We start from the raw sequence: 17,760 nt of genomic DNA on the forward strand, positions 1-17,760 counted from the left end.
CGAATAACTTTATTTTTTATTATGTGTTTTACATGGATGCATCTTAATATACATCCGGTTTATCCCGCCACACCCGCCTCAGCAAAGGTTGCCATCTGATTATGTAACCAGCAGGCCTGCTGCAATAAAGGCCAAGCAATAGCCGCACCCGAGCCTTCACCCAAACGCAGATCGAGTTGTAATAAAGGCTGAACTTGAAGGGCGTCAAAACAGGCTTGATGCGCAGGTTCAACCGAACGATGACTAAACAGCCACCCGTGTTTGGCCCCGGGCGCGAGCTGTTCCGCGACTAAGGCTGCGGCGGTGGTAATCACGCCATCCACCAACACCGGCAAACCCAATTGCGCACAGCGCAAATACGCCCCGGCTAGCGCCGCGATTTCAAACCCACCCAAACAGGCTAACACCGCTAAAGGATCGCGTGCATCCAACGCTTGATGCTGCGCCATCACTTGCGCGAGCACCTGACGCTTATGCGCTAATCCGATCGCATCCAACCCGGTACCGGCACCGACCAAAGGCGCTAAATCCGACCCCGTTAGCTTAGCAATCAGTAAACTCGCTGCAGCGGTATTGCCAATGCCCATTTCACCACCAATAAAACAATCGACCCCCGCTTGAAAAGCGCGATCAGCCGCCTGTTTGCCGACCTCCAACGCCGCGAGACATTGCGAATCCGTCATGGCTGTACCGGTTAAACTCGATGCCGTGCCTTTAGCTACCTTCGCGATCACCAGGCCTGGTTGGGGTGTAAATTCAGCATTAACGCCCACGTCGACCACCTCAAACGCCATTTGCTGCTGTTTGGCTAACACCGCAATCGCCGCCCCGCCGTTCAAAAAGTTATGTACCATTTGTGCGGTCACTTCGGCTGGAAAAGCCGACACACCGGCTTGTGCTAAGCCATGATCAGCGGCAAATACACTCACCCAAGCCTTGCGCATTTGCGGTTGCTCGGTTCCCTGCATTGCCGCTAAAGCTATGGCCAGCTTTTCTAATCGGCCAAGCGAACCGGCTGGCTTAGTCAATTGCGCCTGACGCAAACGCGCCGACTCCGCCGCCTGCTCATCGAGTAATTTGATCGGCTGCTGTATCCATTTATCTGACATGTTTAATCCTTGTTATCCTTATTACCCTTGCTATCCTTTAACCTTCATCGGAATACCGGCAACCATCAGCGTCACTCGGTCAGCCATAGCGGCAATATGCTGATGCATCCGCCCTAGGGCATCCACATAATCTCGCGAGATCGCCCCCATTGGCACGACCCCCATTGAAACCTCATTGGACACCATATAAAGCTCGCCTTTAAACACCGACAAAGCGGCCATAAACTCATCAATCGCCGCTTGATTAATCGTCGGATACTGACTAAAACAGCTCATCAACCAGAGGGTTAAACAATCTATGATCACCACACCCTCCTGCGGCTGTTGAAGCAGTGCACCGGCTAAGTCAGTTTGAACTTCATAGGTTTGCCAACCAGCAGGCCTGCTCGCTTGATGGTGCGCGATGCGCTGTTGCATTTCAACATCCTGTACCTGCGCCGTGGCGATATAACAAACCGAAGCACACTGCAAGGCTGCAAACTGTTTGGCAAGTTGTTCAGCATAAGCGCTTTTACCCGAACGAGCGCCACCCAAAATCAGATGAATAGCCAAGAATACCTCCAAGCAAAGGGATTGTTTTGTTAGCTTTATGCAATAAAAAACCCGAGCGAAATCGGGCTTTTAACAAAAAGCTAAATGGCATTAATACCAAGTATTAACTTATGTTGATTATAACAGCCAGGCCCCGTGAAAAATAATCGAATAAAACCCAAAGTGGTTTATTTGATTATTTTAGATAGCCTACCCATGTACTTTACCTAAGAAATTAATAAACAATGAAACAACCAGAAGTCATATTTCAAGCCCAAACACTCACCAACTAATTGATGATTAGCTTGATCATAATCGTTAAAACTTTATTTACAGGAGTTTTTGATGAATTTTTCTAGATAAAAAAAGCCCGCATAAGCGGGCTTTTTAAGTGTAATGGCGGAGACGGAGGGATTCGAACCCTCGATAGAGCTACAAACCCTATACTCCCTTAGCAGGGGAGCGCCTTCAGCCTCTCGGCCACGTCTCCAATTAGTGCGCGTATATTACAATTTATTAAACGGGATGTAAAGCCCTTAACTGGAATATACGGGCTAAAACTTAAACTTTATCCAGTTCAAACTTCTGATGCAGATTCTGAACTGCTGCCTCTAATTCAGACTCTTTTATCACCACAGAAATCTTAATCTCAGTAGTCGCAATCATTTGAATATTAATGTTTTGATCCGCCAAGACTTTAAACATGCGACTCGCAATCCCAACATGTGAACGCATACCGACCCCAACCAAAGAGACCTTAGCTATGCTATCGTCAAAAATGACTTCGCGTGCACCTAAATCTTTAGCAATCGTTTCAAGAATTTCATACGCATGGGCACGATCACCACGTGGAACCGTAAAGGTAAAATCGGTGGTTCCATCTTGGCCTTGGTTTTGAATAATCATATCAATTTCGATATTAGCATCGGCAATGGGTCCCAAGAGTGCAAAAGCAATCCCTGGCTTATCGGGTACACCGCGAATCTGCAATTTAGATTCATCACGATTAAACGCAATCCCCGAAATAAGTGGTTTTTCCATGTTATTGTCCTCAGAAGTTATTAATGTGCCGCCGCCTTCAGTTAAAGAGGATAAAACGCGTAACGGAACTTTATATTTACTGGCAAATTCAACTGAACGTATTTGTAATACCTTCGCGCCTAAACTGGCCATTTCAAGCATTTCGTCAAAGGTAATCGTCTCTAGACGACGCGCCTCAGGCACGACACGTGGATCGGTGGTGTAAACCCCATCAACATCAGTGTAAATTTGACACTCATCCGCTTTTAATGCTGCGGCTAGAGCAACCGCGGTGGTATCCGAACCCCCTCGGCCTAAAGTAGAAATATCTCCATTTGCCGTAACCCCTTGGAATCCTGCAACCACGACCACCTTGCCTTGGTTAAGCTGTTCGTGAATTTTATCGGCGTTAATGCTATCAATGCGTGCTTTTGTATGCACCTCATCAGTCTGGATCGGAATTTGCCAACCGGTGTAAGAAATAGCGCCATAACCCTTTTCTTGTAAAGCCATACTCAACAGCGCAATCGTGACTTGCTCACCCGTCGTGAGCAACATATCCATTTCACGCTTAGACGGACGCGCTTGCATTGTCTTAGCCATTTCAGTCAAACGATTGGTTTCGCCAGACATGGCTGACAAAACAACCACGACTTGATGACCTTCATCGACAAATTTTGACACTTTTTTAGCTACATTTTGGATGCGTTCCAACGAGCCAACCGAGGTGCCACCGTATTTTTGGACAATTAAAGCCATATTATCTATGCCCTTTAGTTTTTAAATGTTTACCCTGCCTTTTGTTTCAATTAAGTGGAATCCAAGACAGATTAAACAGAGTTTATTTGGATTCCACCCATGCCTGTACCGACGCAAGCGCCGAAGCAAGATGCTGAGGTTCTTTACCACCTGCCATCGCCATATCAGGGCGACCACCGCCTTTGCCACCCACTTGTTGGGCTACATGATTAACCAACTCACCTGCTTTAAAGCGATCGGTTATGGCTTTACTGACGCCGGCAGCAAGACTGACCTTATCGCCATCTACTGCGGCAAGGATTATAACCGCTGGCTCAAGTTTATCTTTCAACCTGTCCAAGGTTTCACGTAACATTGCACTATCCGCACCGGTCATTTCAGCTGCCAACAAATTAATACCATTTAGCTGTTTAACCTGTTGAAGAATTTCTTCGCCTTGATTAGCCGCTAACTGTGAGTTTAGCTGCTGCAGTTGTTTTTCTAATTCTTTTTGGCTCGACACCAATTGGCTAACCTTATCCACTAAGTGAGCTTTATCGGCTTTGATAACTGAGGCGACTTGTGAAATCACCGACTCTAATTGATAGATGGTTTGCCAAGCACCTTCACCGGTGATCGCTTCAATACGTCTGACTCCAGAAGCAACGCCGCCTTCAGATAGAATGCGGAAGGGGCCAATGTTTCCCGTTGATCTGACATGGGTTCCACCACACAATTCAATAGAGAACTCACCCATATCCACCACACGAACTACATCACCATATTTCTCACCAAACAAAGCCATGGCACCCATTTGTTTGGCTGCATCTATGTCCATTTGCTGGGTACCGACCGGAAGATTAAGCATGATATTGTGATTAACCAACTGTTCAATTTGACGCAACTGCTCGGTCGAAATGGGCTCAAAATGGGCAAAGTCAAAGCGTAATCGATCAGCCGAAACCAAAGAACCTTTTTGCGCCACATGCGTGCCTAATAGCGTGCGCAAAGCAGCATGCAAAAGATGCGTGGCTGAGTGATTACGTTCTGAAGCGCGTCGTGCTTGAACATCAATCCGTGCTTCAACCTGCTGCCCCACCACAAGATGCCCAGCGGTGACCTCGCCTAGATGTAAAAATAAATTGCCTTGCTTTTGGACATCATTAACATGAAAACTGTGCATACCTTCGGTAAGCGAGCCTTTATCACCAACTTGACCGCCCGACTCAGCATAGAAAGGCGTTTTATCCAGAATAACCAGGCCTGCTTGGCCTTCATCTAATCGTTCAATGGATTGACCGTCCTGGTAAATCGCTAAAATCGTCACTTCTGCTGAGTCTTGATCATAGCCGATAAACTGAGTTGAACCTTCAAAGTTAACGCGAACCTGTCCTTGAGACGCAAAATTACTTGCTGCGCGCGCACGTTCACGCTGGGCTTCCATGGCCCGCTCAAATCCTGCTTCATCGATGGTTAATCCTCGCTCACGCGCTATATCTGCCGTCAAATCAAGCGGGAAGCCATAGGTATCATATAGCTTAAATACAGCCTCTCCTGGAATCTCTTTACCGGCCAATTCCGCGATCACCTCTTCAAGCAGACTCATGCCATTTTCTAAGGTTTCAGCGAAGCGCGTTTCTTCCAATAACAAAGCGCGTTCAACTTCAGCTTGTTTGGCTTTTAGTTCCGGATAGGCCACACCCATTTCAGCAACCAAAGGAGCGACTAACTTATGGAAAAACACACCTTTTTGACCTAGTTTATAGCCATGACGAATCGCCCGACGAATAATTCGACGCAGTACATAACCACGCCCTTCGTTTGACGGCAATACGCCATCAACAATAGTGAAGGCGCAGGAACGAATATGGTCTGCAATCACACGCAATGAACTATTCGCTAGATTAGGTTCACCGGTGGCCTCAGACGCCGCTTTAACTAGGCTTTTAAACAAGTCAATATCATAATTATTATGCACACCTTGTAACACTGCAGCTAAACGCTCCAAGCCCATACCTGTATCGACCGAAGGCTTTGGCAAAGGTGTCAGTGTTCCATCCGCTGAACGGTCAAACTGCATAAATACCAAATTCCAAATCTCGATATAACGATCACCGTCTTCATCGGGTGAACCGGGAGGACCTCCCGCTACATCCGCACCATGATCATAGAAAATTTCGGTACAGGGCCCACAAGGTCCGGTATCACCCATAGACCAGAAGTTATCCTTAGCACCACAGCGTGAAAAACGCTGCGCACTCACGCCAAGCTCTTTTAACCAAATATCTGCGGCCTCATCATCTTCTTCAAAGACAGTCACCCATAACTTTTCTTCAGGCAAACCAAGACGTTGGGTTAAAAACTCCCAAGCAAAAGCAATGGCTTCACGCTTGAAATAATCGCCAAAACTAAAATTACCAAGCATTTCGAAGAAAGTGTGATGACGTGCGGTATAACCGACATTTTCAAGGTCATTATGCTTGCCACCAGCACGAATACAACGCTGAACACTAACGGCGCGGTGATAATCACGCTGCTCTAAACCTAAAAAGGTGTCTTTGAATTGCACCATGCCTGCGTTGGTAAAAAGCAGGGTCGGATCTTCAGCCGGTATGACTGGACTGGAATGCACAGGCGTGTGGTTTTTTTCAGCAAAAAAATCGATAAAAGCCTGTCTAAGTTCTGCACTGGTCATCTTAAAATAAACCTAATTAATCAAAATCTGTTAGTTTGACTCAATATTGAGCCCTGTTAAATTCAACAAAATGCTTTGTAACATTGCGAAGCACTAAAGCCTCGACTTTGTAAAAACCTTAAGCGCCTTGCCCGTTCTTTCGCCTCAAGGGGCGCTGTGGTTTCACCATACTTTTTCTCTAACACTGCACGCGCGAGTTCAATCCAAACCTCATCATCAAATGCCAAGGATTCAGCAATTAGAACTCCATTCTCAGAGGCTTGGCTTAAGCCCTGGCGAATTTTCAATGCGCCTTGACCCTTTTCCATGGCTTGACGAACATAGGATTCAATATAACGCGCATCAGATTGCCAGTTCTGCTGTTGACAATAGCTGACCACCTTTTCAACCAGGCCTGGTCGCTGTTCAAGCTCAGGGAACTTTTGGATCAGCTTATTGCTGAGTTCTTTAGCACCATGTTCCCGCATCGCCAGCAGATACTGCGCCCGATTGACCAGTGTTTTAAACAAACCCTGATCTTCATTCTGCTCAAACATTAAACAAATTAATCAGCAATCTCGTCCAAATCGAACTCAGCTTTCGCTGATGATTGGCTACCTGGCTTAGGCATCAGCAAGCCTTTAAGCTGCTGCTGCAAGCTTTGAGAAATTTCAGGATTATCACGTAAATACTGGCGCGCATTATCCTTACCTTGGCCAATTTTTTCGCCATTGTAGCTATACCAGGCTCCCGCTTTATCAATCAGCTTCTGTTGAACACCCAGGTCAACAATCTCTCCTTCACGAGAAATACCCTGACCATAAAGAATATCAAACTCAACTTGCTTGAAAGGGGGGGCGACCTTGTTTTTAACCACCTTAACACGTGTTTCGTTACCTAGAATCTCTTCGCCTTTTTTTATCGCGCCAATACGACGGATATCCAAGCGAACGGAGGCATAAAACTTCAACGCATTACCACCGGTTGTGGTTTCAGGACTACCAAACATCACGCCAATCTTCATACGAATTTGGTTGATAAAAATAACCAGCGTATTGGTACGTTTGATATTCGCAGTGAGTTTACGCAAAGCTTGTGACATCAAACGAGCTTGCAACCCCATATGCGAGTCACCCATATCGCCTTCAATCTCAGCTTTAGGTGTCAGGGCAGCCACCGAGTCAATAACAACGATATCAATACCGCCGGAGCGCACCAGCATGTCAGCAATTTCTAATGCCTGCTCACCCGTATCCGGCTGTGAAACCAATAGATTGTCAACATCAACACCCAGTTTTTCAGCATAACTTGGATCAAGAGCATGCTCTGCATCAATAAAGGCCGCTACACCACCGGCTTTCTGTGCTTCAGCAATAGCATGAAGCGTTAAGGTTGTTTTACCTGAAGACTCCGGGCCATAAATTTCGATAACCCGCCCTTTAGGTAAACCACCGATGCCCAAAGCGATATCCAATCCTAATGAACCTGTTGAGATGGCCTCAATATCACGCGATGCGGTTGAATCACCCATTCGCATAATCGAGCCTTTACCAAATTGCTTCTCGATCTGACCCAATGCCGCCGCCAGCGCTTTTTGTTTATTCTCGTCCATTAGGATTCCTTTTGTTTTACTCACAATTTTTTACAACAAAAAAGCTTTGCCTGAAGGTTCAAGCAAAGCCTTTTTATGAATTTTGGTCAAGGATTATCTCATAATTAAAGATCACATAATAGCGAATTTTAATCTGAAAAGCCCGATATAAGATTCTATTTTCGTGCTTCAAGGATGTCCAAAATCCCCTCTAATGCAACCTGAGTCGTTTGTTTTCGTATCGCCTCACGATCTCCCTCAAAATGCATTAATCGAGTCTTAATATCGGATTGACCTTGACAAGCCCATGCCAACCAGACAGTGCCTACCGGTTTATCCGGTGACCCTCCACCAGGACCCGCAATACCACTACAAGCGACACTCACCTGAGCATGAGATTGCTGCAAAGCACCTAAAACCATCTCGGTAACACACTCTTCGCTGACTGACCCATGGTGTTGAATAGTTGTCTCGTGAACACCCAACATTTCTTTTTTAGACTCATAGCTATAGGTCACATAAGCACGATCGAACCAAGACGAACTTCCGGCTACCGACGTTAAGGCCTCGGCAATCATGCCACCAGTACAAGACTCAGCCGTGACCACCATCATTTTATGCTTTTTTAAGGCCTCTCCTAACTCAGACACCTTCCGTTCATCCATCATCCTTACTCTCCAACGCCTTCAACAAGCTCGTTTCTAATTCTTAAGAAACCCCAAGCAAACAAATTAATTGCCTACTTGAATCGGCTTTAGTTTCCAAATATCGTTATTATATTCTGTCATGGTGCGATCGGTTGAAAAAACACCACTACAGGCCGTGTTCATAATACTCATGCTTGTCCAGCGTTCTTTGTCTTGATAAGCTTGAGCCACTGCTTCCTGTGTATCTACATAACTGCGGAAGTCGGCCAGCGTCATCCATTGATCAGCTGGATTTTTGAGCGAAGCGATAATGCCATCAAAAATACCCGGCTCAAATTGATTAAAATGACCTACCTCTAGCAGTTGCATCACTTTTTGCAAATCAGTATCCTGATCAATAAATTGCTGCGGGTTATAATGCCCTTTTAATGCCTCGACCTCCTCGGTTTTTAAACCAAAAAGGAAAAAGTGCTCATCTGTAACGGCCTCACGAATTTCAACGTTAGCCCCATCCAGTGTGCCTATCGTAATCGCACCATTCATCATAAACTTCATGTTACCGGTACCTGATGCCTCTTTGCCCGCAGTCGAAATTTGCTCAGAAAGATCCGTACCCGGACAAATAATTTCCATAAAAGATACACGGTAGTTTGGAATAAATACGACCTTAAGCTTATCACCTACATCCGGATCATTATTCACCACCTGGCCAATACCATTGATTAGCTTAATAATCATTTTGGCCATCGCATAGCCTGGCGCGGCTTTACCCCCGACCAACACCACTCGATTCGTCCAATTTTTTGTATCTCCCGCCTTAATGCGGTTGTAAAGATGAATCATATGCAGCGCGTTCAACAACTGGCGTTTGTATTCATGAATACGTTTAACCTGAACATCAAACATCGCATCTGCTTGAACCTGAACTCCGGTTTCGTGTTCAATTAAATCTGCTAATCGCTGCTTATTGTCTAGCTTTATGTTCTGCCATTGTTTTCTAAAGGCTTTATCGTTTATAAACTGTTTTAGGTTACTTAGTTCGCTTAGGTTAGTTACCCACTGCTCGCCCAGTTTTTCATCAAGCAATTGGCGTAAGCCCGGATTAGAAGCGGCCATCCAGCGACGCTGAGTCACACCGTTGGTTTTATTGTTGAACTTGTGTGGCCAGAGCTGGTAAAACTCATTAAATAATCCTTCTTTCAATAGTTGTGAATGCAGGGCTGCCACACCATTAACCGAATAACTACCAACAATCGCTAGATAAGCCATGCGAACCATCCCATGCTCATCAAAAATTGACATACTACGCTGACGTTCTAGGTTACCGGGCCACTTTAGCGCCACTTCCGCTAGGAAACGATGATTGATTTCCATAATAATTTCCAAAGGACGCGGAATCAGACGTTGCATTAAATCCTGTGACCATTTCTCTAAAGCTTCAGGCAACAAGGTATGGTTAGTATACGCCATGGTTTGCGTCACAATAGACCAGGCCTGGTCCCAAGCCATATGATAATCATCCAGTAAAATGCGCATCAATTCGGCAACGGCCAAGCTTGGATGGGTGTCGTTGAGCTGAAATACATTGGCTTGCGCAAAACCACTAAAATCTTTACCGTGATATTTAACCCACTGCTCTACCACATCCTGTAAACTCGCTGAAACCAAGAAGTACTGCTGACGCAAACGCAACTCCTTGCCATTTTCACTGCTGTCATTCGGATAAAGCACCATCGTGATATTATTGGCTTCATTTTTTGCTGATACCGCTTCGAAGTAAGAGCCTGCATTAAACTGATCCAGTTTAAATTCCTCCGCTGCACTCGCGTCCCATAGGCGCAAGGTATTAACGGTGCTATTTTTATAACCGGGAATCGGCACATCAAACGGAACAGCCAGCACCTCTTCGGCATTTTCCCAGTGAACAATCAGATGACCGGTATGCGGATCAGTATAAGGACGACAAAATCCACCAAACTTGATGGTTCGAGTATATTCTGGGCGTTGCACCTCCCAAGGATAGGCATTAAAACCTAACCAATGATCAGGTTCTTCTACTTGGTAGCCATTTTGAATACGCTGACGGAACATGCCATACTCATAACGCAAACCATACCCCATGACCGGCAACTGCAAGGTCGCACAACTATCCATAAAGCAGGCCGCTAGTCGCCCTAACCCACCGTTACCCAGTCCCGCATCAATTTCAACCTGCTCGATTTCTTCAATACTTAAACCAAGTTCTTTTAGAGCCGCACCTACTTCACCTTCAATTCCCAGGTTAAGCATGTTATTGACTAGAGAGCGACCAATCAAAAACTCCATTGAAAGATAGTAGGCACGTTTTGTCGCTTGGCAACGATATTGCGACCAGGTATCCTTCCAATGCCCCATCAGTCGATCACGAACCAACATCGCTAGGGCTTTAAGCTGATAATCCCTATCAGAAGTCAGCTCACGACCAAGGTTATTTTCCAAGTAATGAAGGAAATCAGTTTCAAGGCTCGCTTGATCATTTTTCATTCGATCAGCAACGCGTTGTTTAATTTTGTCCATAGAAGGTGCGTGGGATTTTGACATTTATAATTCCTTTGAGTAAAGTTCAACGTAGTTTTTGGCGCTTTTTTGCCAGTTGAGCGGCTGCTCCATCCCCGTTTTTTGTATTTGCTGCCAACTGCGTGGCTTATTAAAAATTGATATCGCGTGCAAAATGGTCGCACGTAACGCATGGGGGTTAGGGTCATATAACATGAAACCCGTCGCCGTTTTATTTTTTATATTCTCTGGGGTGGCATTCACCACCGTATCCGCTAAACCACCGGTATGATGAACGATCGGCAAGGTACCATAAGCCAAGCTGTACATTTGGTTTAAACCGCAGGGTTCAAACCGTGATGGCATCAAGAACATGTCCGCACCTGCTTCTACCTGATGTGCCAAGGGTTCAGAATAGCCAATATGCACAAAGACGCGTTCGGGATATTGCTCTGCCAACAACCGCAATTGATGTTCATAATCCGCTTGACCCGCCCCAACAAATACAAAACGCACATCCTGTTCTTCAAGCAGTGAAGGAAGCACTTGCAAAATTAAATCGATGCCTTTTTGCTCAACCAGCCGACCGACAAAACCAATAAGCGGTTTATCCAGATGCAATTGAGGGTCATGATCGCCAAGCAATGTAAGCAACACCTCTTTATTTCGTTTTTTCTGGCTAACACGGCCTTTTTTTACCGAATAATTATAGGAAATATAACGATCGGTTTCAGGGTTCCATACCTTATCGTCAATACCATTCAAAATACCAACTAGACGCCCCTCAGCCTGACGCTTGGTTAGAATACCTTCAAAACCATAAGCCAACTCCGGATAACAGATTTCTTTAGCATAGGTCGGACTGACGGTGGTCACCCAGTCCGCATAAGCAATACCCGCTTTAAGCATCGAAAGTTGACTGTAAAACTCGACGCCATCCGGGGTCCACCATTCCCAAGGCAGCCAAAGGCTATCAAACAAGCTTTTAGGAAAATAGCCGGCATAAGCCATGTTATGTACCGTAAACAAAGTCCGAGGTGGCTGAGATTCATGTGATAAAAAAGCCGGCACCAATCCGGTTTGCCAATCATTAGCATGAACCACATCCGCCTTCCACTTTAGACCCGCTCGATCCATCGCGATTTCAGCCACTACCCTGGAAAAGACCGCAAAACGTTCACCGTTATCCCACCAGTCGCGACCATCGGGCCCCAAATAAGGGTTTCCTGGTCGATTAAACAACTCAGGAATATCGACTAACAACACATCCGATTTAAAGTCCGGCAATTCAGCCTTTAACAGGCGTACCTGCAAATTACGCCCAGCACCACCAATATTAAATTGACTTAACAAGCTCACTCGACATAACTGATCGGTCATGGCTTGATAAGCAGGCAAAACTAACTTGACCTTATGACCAAGCTTAGCAATGGCATCCGGCAGACTTCCTGCCACATCAGCCAAACCACCGGTTTTGATTAAGGGGTGCGCTTCAGAACTCGCATATAAGACTTTCATAAAAAACAACTCATTTCTTCTTTTTTACAATCTCTATCATTTTGGAAATCACACACTTTCAACTCCAAAACGCCTAGCTATAAGATCAATTAAATTACACTTTTTTTAAGACTAAAAAACCTAAAGGAGGTAAGGTCATTTCAACTGAAACTGGTCGATTCATCCAAGGCTGGGGTTCAGAATGGAGTTGACCGGCATTACCCAAATTACTGCCTCCATAGAGTTCGGAGTCCGAATTAACAATCTCTTGATAACAGCCAGTTTCCGGCAAACCAATTCGGTAACCATAACGAGGAACAGGCGTAAAATTAAAAACACACACCAAGGTTTCATCGTCACTATGTCGTTCAAAACTTAAAATTGATTGTGCATGATCATGGCAATCAATCCAGCTAAAACCTTTGGAATCAAAGTCATATTGATGCAATGCCGCTTGTGCTTTGTAAAGCTGATTCATATCACGCACCAACAATTGCGCACCTCGATGCATGGGTTGATCAACATAATGCCAAGGCAGAGCTTCAGCTTCATTCCACTCATTCCAAGGGGCGAATTCACATCCCATAAACAAAAGTTTTTTACCTGGATTAAGCAATTGATAACCCATTAACAATCGGAAATTGGCCATTTTCTGCCATGTATCGCCCGGCATTTTATTTACCAAGGACCCCTTCATATGCACTACTTCATCGTGCGAAAGCGGCATTACAAAATTCTCACTGTAGGCATAAATCTGGCTAAATGTAAGTTGATTATGATGATAAGGTCGATAAATCGTGTCTTTTTCGAAATAATCGAGTGTGTCATTCATCCAACCCATATTCCATTTCATCGAGAAACCAAGGCCCCCCATCCATGTAGGGCGCGACACCATAGGCCAAGAAGTGGATTCTTCAGCCATCACCAGTGTACCCGGATGCTGACTATGCACCTCGGCATTCAACTGCTGCATAAACGCAATCGCTTCAAGATTTTCGCGTCCACCGTGGATATTTGGGATCCACTCTCCTGCATTCCTCGAATAATCCAAATAGAGCATCGATGCCACCGCATCGACCCTTAAACCATCAAGGTGAAATTCTTTAAGCCAATAAAGGGCATTGGCGATTAAGAAATTGCGCACCTCATTACGACCAAAGTTAAAGATGTAAGTACCCCAGTCCTTATGCTCACCAAGTCGTGGGTCTTCGTGTTCATACAAAGCACTGCCATCAAACCGCGCTAATGCAAAACTATCCTTCGGAAAATGCGCCGGTACCCAATCCAAAAATACGCCAATACCATTTTGATGGCAATGATCAACAAAATAGCGGAAATCATCGGGCGAACCAAAACGGCGAGTTGGCGAATAATAACCGGAGGTTTGATAACCCCAAGAACCATCAAAGGGGTGTTCAGTGATCGGCAGAAGTTCAATATGGGTGTACCCCATCCACTTAACATACTCAACCATTCGGTGCGCGATTTCACGATAATTTAGAAAGTTGCCCTGATCATCTTTTTGCCAAGAACCCAGGTGCACCTCATAAATATTAATCGGCTTATGCGCCCAATCATCGTCTTCTCTTTGTTTTAACCAGGCCTGGTCATGCCATTCATAATGGGTATCAGTAATAATAGATGCCGTATGTGGACGTAACTCCATTGATTTAGCATAAGGATCGGTTTTGGTGAAAACCGATCCTGTTTGATTATTACGTATTTCAAATTTATAGTTATCACCCGGCTGTAAACCGGGGATAAACAATTCCCAAACCCCGGAACTGCCGCGACAACGCATTGGGTGACGTAGGCCATGCCAGCCATTAAAATCTCCCACTACCGAAACCCGCTCAGCTGAAGGAGCCCAAACAGCAAACTGCACCCCTTCAATGCCATCAACCTGCTTTAAAATAGCGCCCATATGCTGATAAATTTGCCAATGATGCCCTTCAGCAAATAAATGCAAGTCCAACTCACCCAACAAAGGTTCAAACGAATAAGGCGAAACCATGCTATGCGTTGAGCCATCCGCCTCAAGCCAGTCCAAACGATAATGTTTCGGTAATGCCTGATATTGTTTTTCAGTGAGGTCAACAACAAAACAAGCCGTGTCTTCTATCCGTCTCATGCGATGAAGACCCTGAAGCTTTACTTCAGTTGCGGTAGGTGACCAGGCACGGATTTGCCAGCCTACCGGCTGAGGGTGAGGCCCCAGTAATTCAAAAGGATCGTGTAAACGCCCTTGCTGCATGCGCTCAATAAGTGTTAGAGTTGGATTAATCATGCTTCTCCTTTTTCAGGCGCTAAACGCTGGCTTGAAACGACCAAGTTTTTTATTCTTTGTTCAAGTCCATCAGGTAAATCATCCCAATCAAATTGCCAACGCCAATTATTTTCTGTCGTTCCCGGCGTATTCATTCGATGTTCTGCATTCAACGCCATAAAATCTTGCATAGGTACAATAACTCTCTCTGCCACCGAGTCCATTCCTGTTGCGATCAAAGGCCAAGGCATGTCACCCACATCTTGGCGCGTTTGCGACAAAATCCAATTTTGAGTGTCCGGATTAAGCGTATTAAACCAACCCAGCGAAGTGTCATTGTCATGCGTTCCCGTGTAAACCACAGAGTTTTCAGTCAATTCATTGGGGGCATGGGGGTTATCAGGCAAACCGCTAAATCCAAACTGCAATACCGACATGCCGGGTAAATCAAATTGATTCTTTAATGCCACGACCTCAGGTGTAATAATACCCAAGTCCTCGGCTACTAAAGGCAAAGGATCAAACTCTTGCTGAAGCCTTTCTAACAAGGCTCCACCTGGAACCTTCACCCATTCACCATTCATCGCCGTTGGTTCAGATGCCGGAATTTCCCAGCTCGCCTCTAACCCCCTAAAGTGATCGATGCGTAACAAATCAAACTGTTCCAGCGCACCTTCAATGCGTAAACGCCACCAGCGAAACCCATCCTGCTGCATTACTTTCCAGTTGTAGTGCGGGTTGCCCCAACGCTGACCTGTCTCAGAAAAATAATCTGGTGGCACACCGGTGACCACCGTGGGTTGCAGATTTTCATCCAATTTAAACTGATCTGGATTAGCCCAAACATCTGCACTGTCATAAGCCACAAAAATCGGCATATCGCCAAACATTTCAATGCCTTTAGCATTGGCGTCAGATTTAAGCTGTTGCCAAATATGCTGGAGATGAAATTGTTGTTTTTTGACTTTAGTCAGCGCAACCTTGTGGTTTTTTGCAAAATCGGCTAAAGCTTTTGCATCACGATAACGATAGGCTTCAGGCCAGTCAAACCAACCCTGGCCATTAAACTCTGCTTTCAAGACAATAAACAAGGCATAGTCTTCTAACCAATGAGGGGGAGAAAGTTGATAGTTTTCAAAGGCCTTAGCGTCAAGCTGCTTTTGCCAACCCGAGGGCAGCAGACGCGGATTCATTGCGAAAGCTGACAGACTCTGGTAAGGGGATAAATCATCATGCGGTGGCGTAAGAGGCAACATTTGCCAAATAGACAGGCCGGATTTCTGCATCCAATCTAAAAACACCCAGGCCTGGTAATCTAATACACCACTGGGTAAGGAAGTAGGATGCAATAACACCCCTGCTGATCGAGCCATGTTTACCTCTCTTTAAGCCATGCCTAAGCAAGACTGATTAATTGCGTCGCATTGTTCCCGCATTTTCCATAAAACCACCGCCTTGTGAAATGGGAATATCCAAATGCGCCGGCGGCGTTAGATCTAATAAATTGTATAGTTTTTGCAAATGTCGGCGGTAGAGTTGGTCAAAATCATTAACGCTTCCTGAAGGATTGTAGTCACCAAACCACCAAAACCAATCCGAGCCTTCGCAAATGGCTAACTGCTCAGTGGCTAAAGCTTGCTGCTCGGCTGAAAGGCTCGCGCTTTTTAGCACCTGGTCATACGCCTGCTTTGCCTCAACCAACAAATCCCAACCCTTGTTCTTGTCTTTTTCACCAATCCAAGTTGAAAACGAACCATATACCCAACTACCGGCTTTTAAAATTGGTAAATGACGTGGTTTAGCACCATTATCCAAGGCTTCGCTAAACGTAGTCATTTGTATTTTGCTATGGTGAGTCAAGCGCTCATACAAAGCGGACAAAAAATGATAGGCATTGTCACGATAATACTCCCAAGCATTTTCACCGTCGAGAATAACCGTCACAACATGCTCTTCAACCTTATCACCCAGAAAATTGGCAATATTATCAAGATGATGCGCAAAGTCATTAGCCGCATCAACAGGATTCCAGTCTTTATACTGAAAACCAATCAAGTCAGACAGTCCATCGTCGCGAAAAAACAACGCACAATCTTTGCTAGCTTGCTGCATAGGTTGATACAAGGCTCGCTTGGAAGCAATATCATGGTGATCCAAATGGGATGCCTCACAACTATGTCGCCAAACGCCCTCACCGGAAGCGCTCCATTTAATGCCAAAAAAGTCCAACATGCCAATCGCCGGTGAACTGACTGCCCCTTCTGACAACCAAACCCCTTTAGGCTTGGCCCCAAAGTGATCAGTAAACACCTGCATTCCTTTCTCCATATGCCAACAGGCGCGATCATAGCCACCAGGATAAGCAGGACTTTCTGGTGCTGGTGCATGAGGCAAAGCATCACGCATCGATTCAAAATCTATCAATAAAGGAACCAACGGATGCCCATAAGGTGTCATGGATAATTCAACCTGCCCTGACTCCATCAGCTTTCGATAACGAGGAATAATCCCACTCACCGTATCCGCCATCACCTGCATGAGCGTAGCTTGATCTTCAGATGTAAACCCACCGCGTTTGGCTAACAAGCTCTTTAAGCGCTTATCTTTACGGCGAACGCTCGCCCCCATCCATGAAAGGTGATACCAAATTAATAAATCACGGAAATAATCGACACTCAAATACATCAATGTTTGATCATAGTCCTCGCTATCAGGACTAAAAGGACGAATCATCTCCAAAAGATGTTTAAAGTGCGGTAACGGATCAATCATCGTGGGCGCAAAAGCACGTTGGCAAGCTGAAATGATTTCCTTCCGGCCTTCCAACTCCATCGGCAAAGGCAAGGCACCCGCAACCCAATTTAACAGCGTATCCTGCATCGGTCGCTTAGATTCAAACCAGGCGCTCATCTGCGAGGCATAATCATCCAGCTGTTCAAGCAAAACCGGTGCAAAATTTACAACTACCTTGGCTTGAGGGCAATCTTCCAAATGCGCGACCATATCGGCATAATCCTTGATCGCATGCAAATAAACCCAAGGTAAACGATATTCACCATCTAGCCCATCACGATAATGGGGTTGATGCATGTGCCAGCAAAGCACAAGCTTAATTTTTTTGGTTTGATCCACTTTAACGCACAACTCTCTTT

Annotated in this window: 12 protein-coding genes and 1 tRNA gene; all 13 read right to left on the reverse strand. The window is 45.4% G+C overall.

Annotation, left to right across the window (positions count from 1 at the left end; translation table 11 throughout):
• Positions 1-59: 59 nt before the first annotated feature.
• Positions 60-1,109 carry a nicotinate-nucleotide--dimethylbenzimidazole phosphoribosyltransferase gene (gene cobT, locus JX580_RS07735; RefSeq protein ID WP_248849975.1) on the reverse strand — a complete coding sequence of 350 codons (1,050 nt, stop codon included), beginning with the start codon at positions 1,107-1,109 and terminating at the stop codon, positions 60-62.
• A gap of 30 nt (positions 1,110-1,139) precedes the next feature.
• Positions 1,140-1,661 carry a bifunctional adenosylcobinamide kinase/adenosylcobinamide-phosphate guanylyltransferase gene (gene cobU / locus JX580_RS07740; protein ID WP_248849976.1) on the reverse strand — a complete coding sequence of 174 codons (522 nt, stop codon included), beginning with the start codon at positions 1,659-1,661 and terminating at the stop codon, positions 1,140-1,142.
• Between the two features lie 376 nt (positions 1,662-2,037).
• A tRNA-Ser gene (locus JX580_RS07745) sits at positions 2,038-2,130 on the reverse strand.
• 71 nt (positions 2,131-2,201) lie between these two features.
• The gene (locus JX580_RS07750) at positions 2,202-3,419 is read right to left on the reverse strand and encodes an aspartate kinase (protein ID WP_248849977.1); all 1,218 of its coding nucleotides are present in this window, start codon (positions 3,417-3,419) and stop codon (positions 2,202-2,204) included.
• 82 nt (positions 3,420-3,501) lie between these two features.
• Entirely contained in the window at positions 3,502-6,093 is a 2,592-nt protein-coding gene (gene alaS / locus JX580_RS07755; protein ID WP_248849978.1) for an alanine--tRNA ligase, read from the reverse strand.
• A 62-nt stretch (positions 6,094-6,155) separates the two neighbouring features.
• The gene (locus JX580_RS07760) at positions 6,156-6,629 is read right to left on the reverse strand and encodes a regulatory protein RecX (RefSeq protein WP_248849979.1); all 474 of its coding nucleotides are present in this window, start codon (positions 6,627-6,629) and stop codon (positions 6,156-6,158) included.
• Between the two features lie 8 nt (positions 6,630-6,637).
• On the reverse strand, positions 6,638-7,684 hold the full coding sequence (recA, locus tag JX580_RS07765) for a recombinase RecA (protein ID WP_248849980.1): 1,047 nt from the start codon (positions 7,682-7,684) through the stop codon (positions 6,638-6,640).
• A gap of 155 nt (positions 7,685-7,839) precedes the next feature.
• Complete coding sequence (locus tag JX580_RS07770) at positions 7,840-8,331, reverse strand: CinA family protein (RefSeq protein ID WP_248849981.1); 492 nt, start codon at positions 8,329-8,331, stop codon at positions 7,840-7,842.
• A gap of 63 nt (positions 8,332-8,394) precedes the next feature.
• The gene (locus JX580_RS07775) at positions 8,395-10,890 is read right to left on the reverse strand and encodes a glycogen/starch/alpha-glucan phosphorylase (protein ID WP_248849982.1); all 2,496 of its coding nucleotides are present in this window, start codon (positions 10,888-10,890) and stop codon (positions 8,395-8,397) included.
• A complete protein-coding gene (gene glgA / locus JX580_RS07780) occupies positions 10,891-12,363 on the reverse strand; it encodes a glycogen synthase GlgA (RefSeq protein ID WP_248849983.1) in 1,473 nt (490 codons plus the stop codon).
• A 94-nt stretch (positions 12,364-12,457) separates the two neighbouring features.
• Positions 12,458-14,629 carry a 1,4-alpha-glucan branching protein GlgB gene (glgB, locus tag JX580_RS07785; protein WP_248849984.1) on the reverse strand — a complete coding sequence of 724 codons (2,172 nt, stop codon included), beginning with the start codon at positions 14,627-14,629 and terminating at the stop codon, positions 12,458-12,460.
• Positions 14,626-15,981, reverse strand: a complete 1,356-nt coding sequence (gene malQ, locus JX580_RS07790; protein ID WP_248849985.1) for a 4-alpha-glucanotransferase — start codon at positions 15,979-15,981, stop codon at positions 14,626-14,628. The genes glgB and malQ overlap by 4 nt, the downstream gene beginning before the upstream one ends.
• 37 nt (positions 15,982-16,018) lie before the next feature.
• Entirely contained in the window at positions 16,019-17,698 is a 1,680-nt protein-coding gene (locus JX580_RS07795) for a glycoside hydrolase family 57 protein (protein ID WP_248851902.1), read from the reverse strand.
• Positions 17,699-17,760: the final 62 nt, after the last annotated feature.

Source organism: Thiomicrospira microaerophila, from assembly GCF_023278225.1.
Taxonomy (GTDB): domain Bacteria; phylum Pseudomonadota; class Gammaproteobacteria; order Thiomicrospirales; family Thiomicrospiraceae; genus Thiomicrospira; species Thiomicrospira microaerophila_A.

Bases quoted from the DNA above. Each gene is read 5' to 3' on its own strand.
- recA (WP_248849980.1), bottom strand. From the start codon at position 7,684: ATGGACGAGAATAAACAAAAAGCGCTGGCGGCGGCATTGGGTCAGATC.
- JX580_RS07795 (WP_248851902.1), bottom strand. From the start codon at position 17,698: ATGCATCAACCCCATTATCGTGATGGGCTAGATGGTGAATATCGTTTA.
- JX580_RS07750 (WP_248849977.1), bottom strand. From the start codon at position 3,419: ATGGCTTTAATTGTCCAAAAATACGGTGGCACCTCGGTTGGCTCGTTG.
- JX580_RS07775 (WP_248849982.1), bottom strand. From the start codon at position 10,890: ATGTCAAAATCCCACGCACCTTCTATGGACAAAATTAAACAACGCGTT.
- JX580_RS07770 (WP_248849981.1), bottom strand. From the start codon at position 8,331: ATGATGGATGAACGGAAGGTGTCTGAGTTAGGAGAGGCCTTAAAAAAG.
- glgA (WP_248849983.1), bottom strand. From the start codon at position 12,363: ATGAAAGTCTTATATGCGAGTTCTGAAGCGCACCCCTTAATCAAAACC.
- cobT (WP_248849975.1), bottom strand. From the start codon at position 1,109: ATGTCAGATAAATGGATACAGCAGCCGATCAAATTACTCGATGAGCAG.
- malQ (WP_248849985.1), bottom strand. From the start codon at position 15,981: ATGGCTCGATCAGCAGGGGTGTTATTGCATCCTACTTCCTTACCCAGT.
- glgB (WP_248849984.1), bottom strand. From the start codon at position 14,629: ATGATTAATCCAACTCTAACACTTATTGAGCGCATGCAGCAAGGGCGT.
- alaS (WP_248849978.1), bottom strand. From the start codon at position 6,093: ATGACCAGTGCAGAACTTAGACAGGCTTTTATCGATTTTTTTGCTGAA.
- JX580_RS07760 (WP_248849979.1), bottom strand. From the start codon at position 6,629: ATGTTTGAGCAGAATGAAGATCAGGGTTTGTTTAAAACACTGGTCAAT.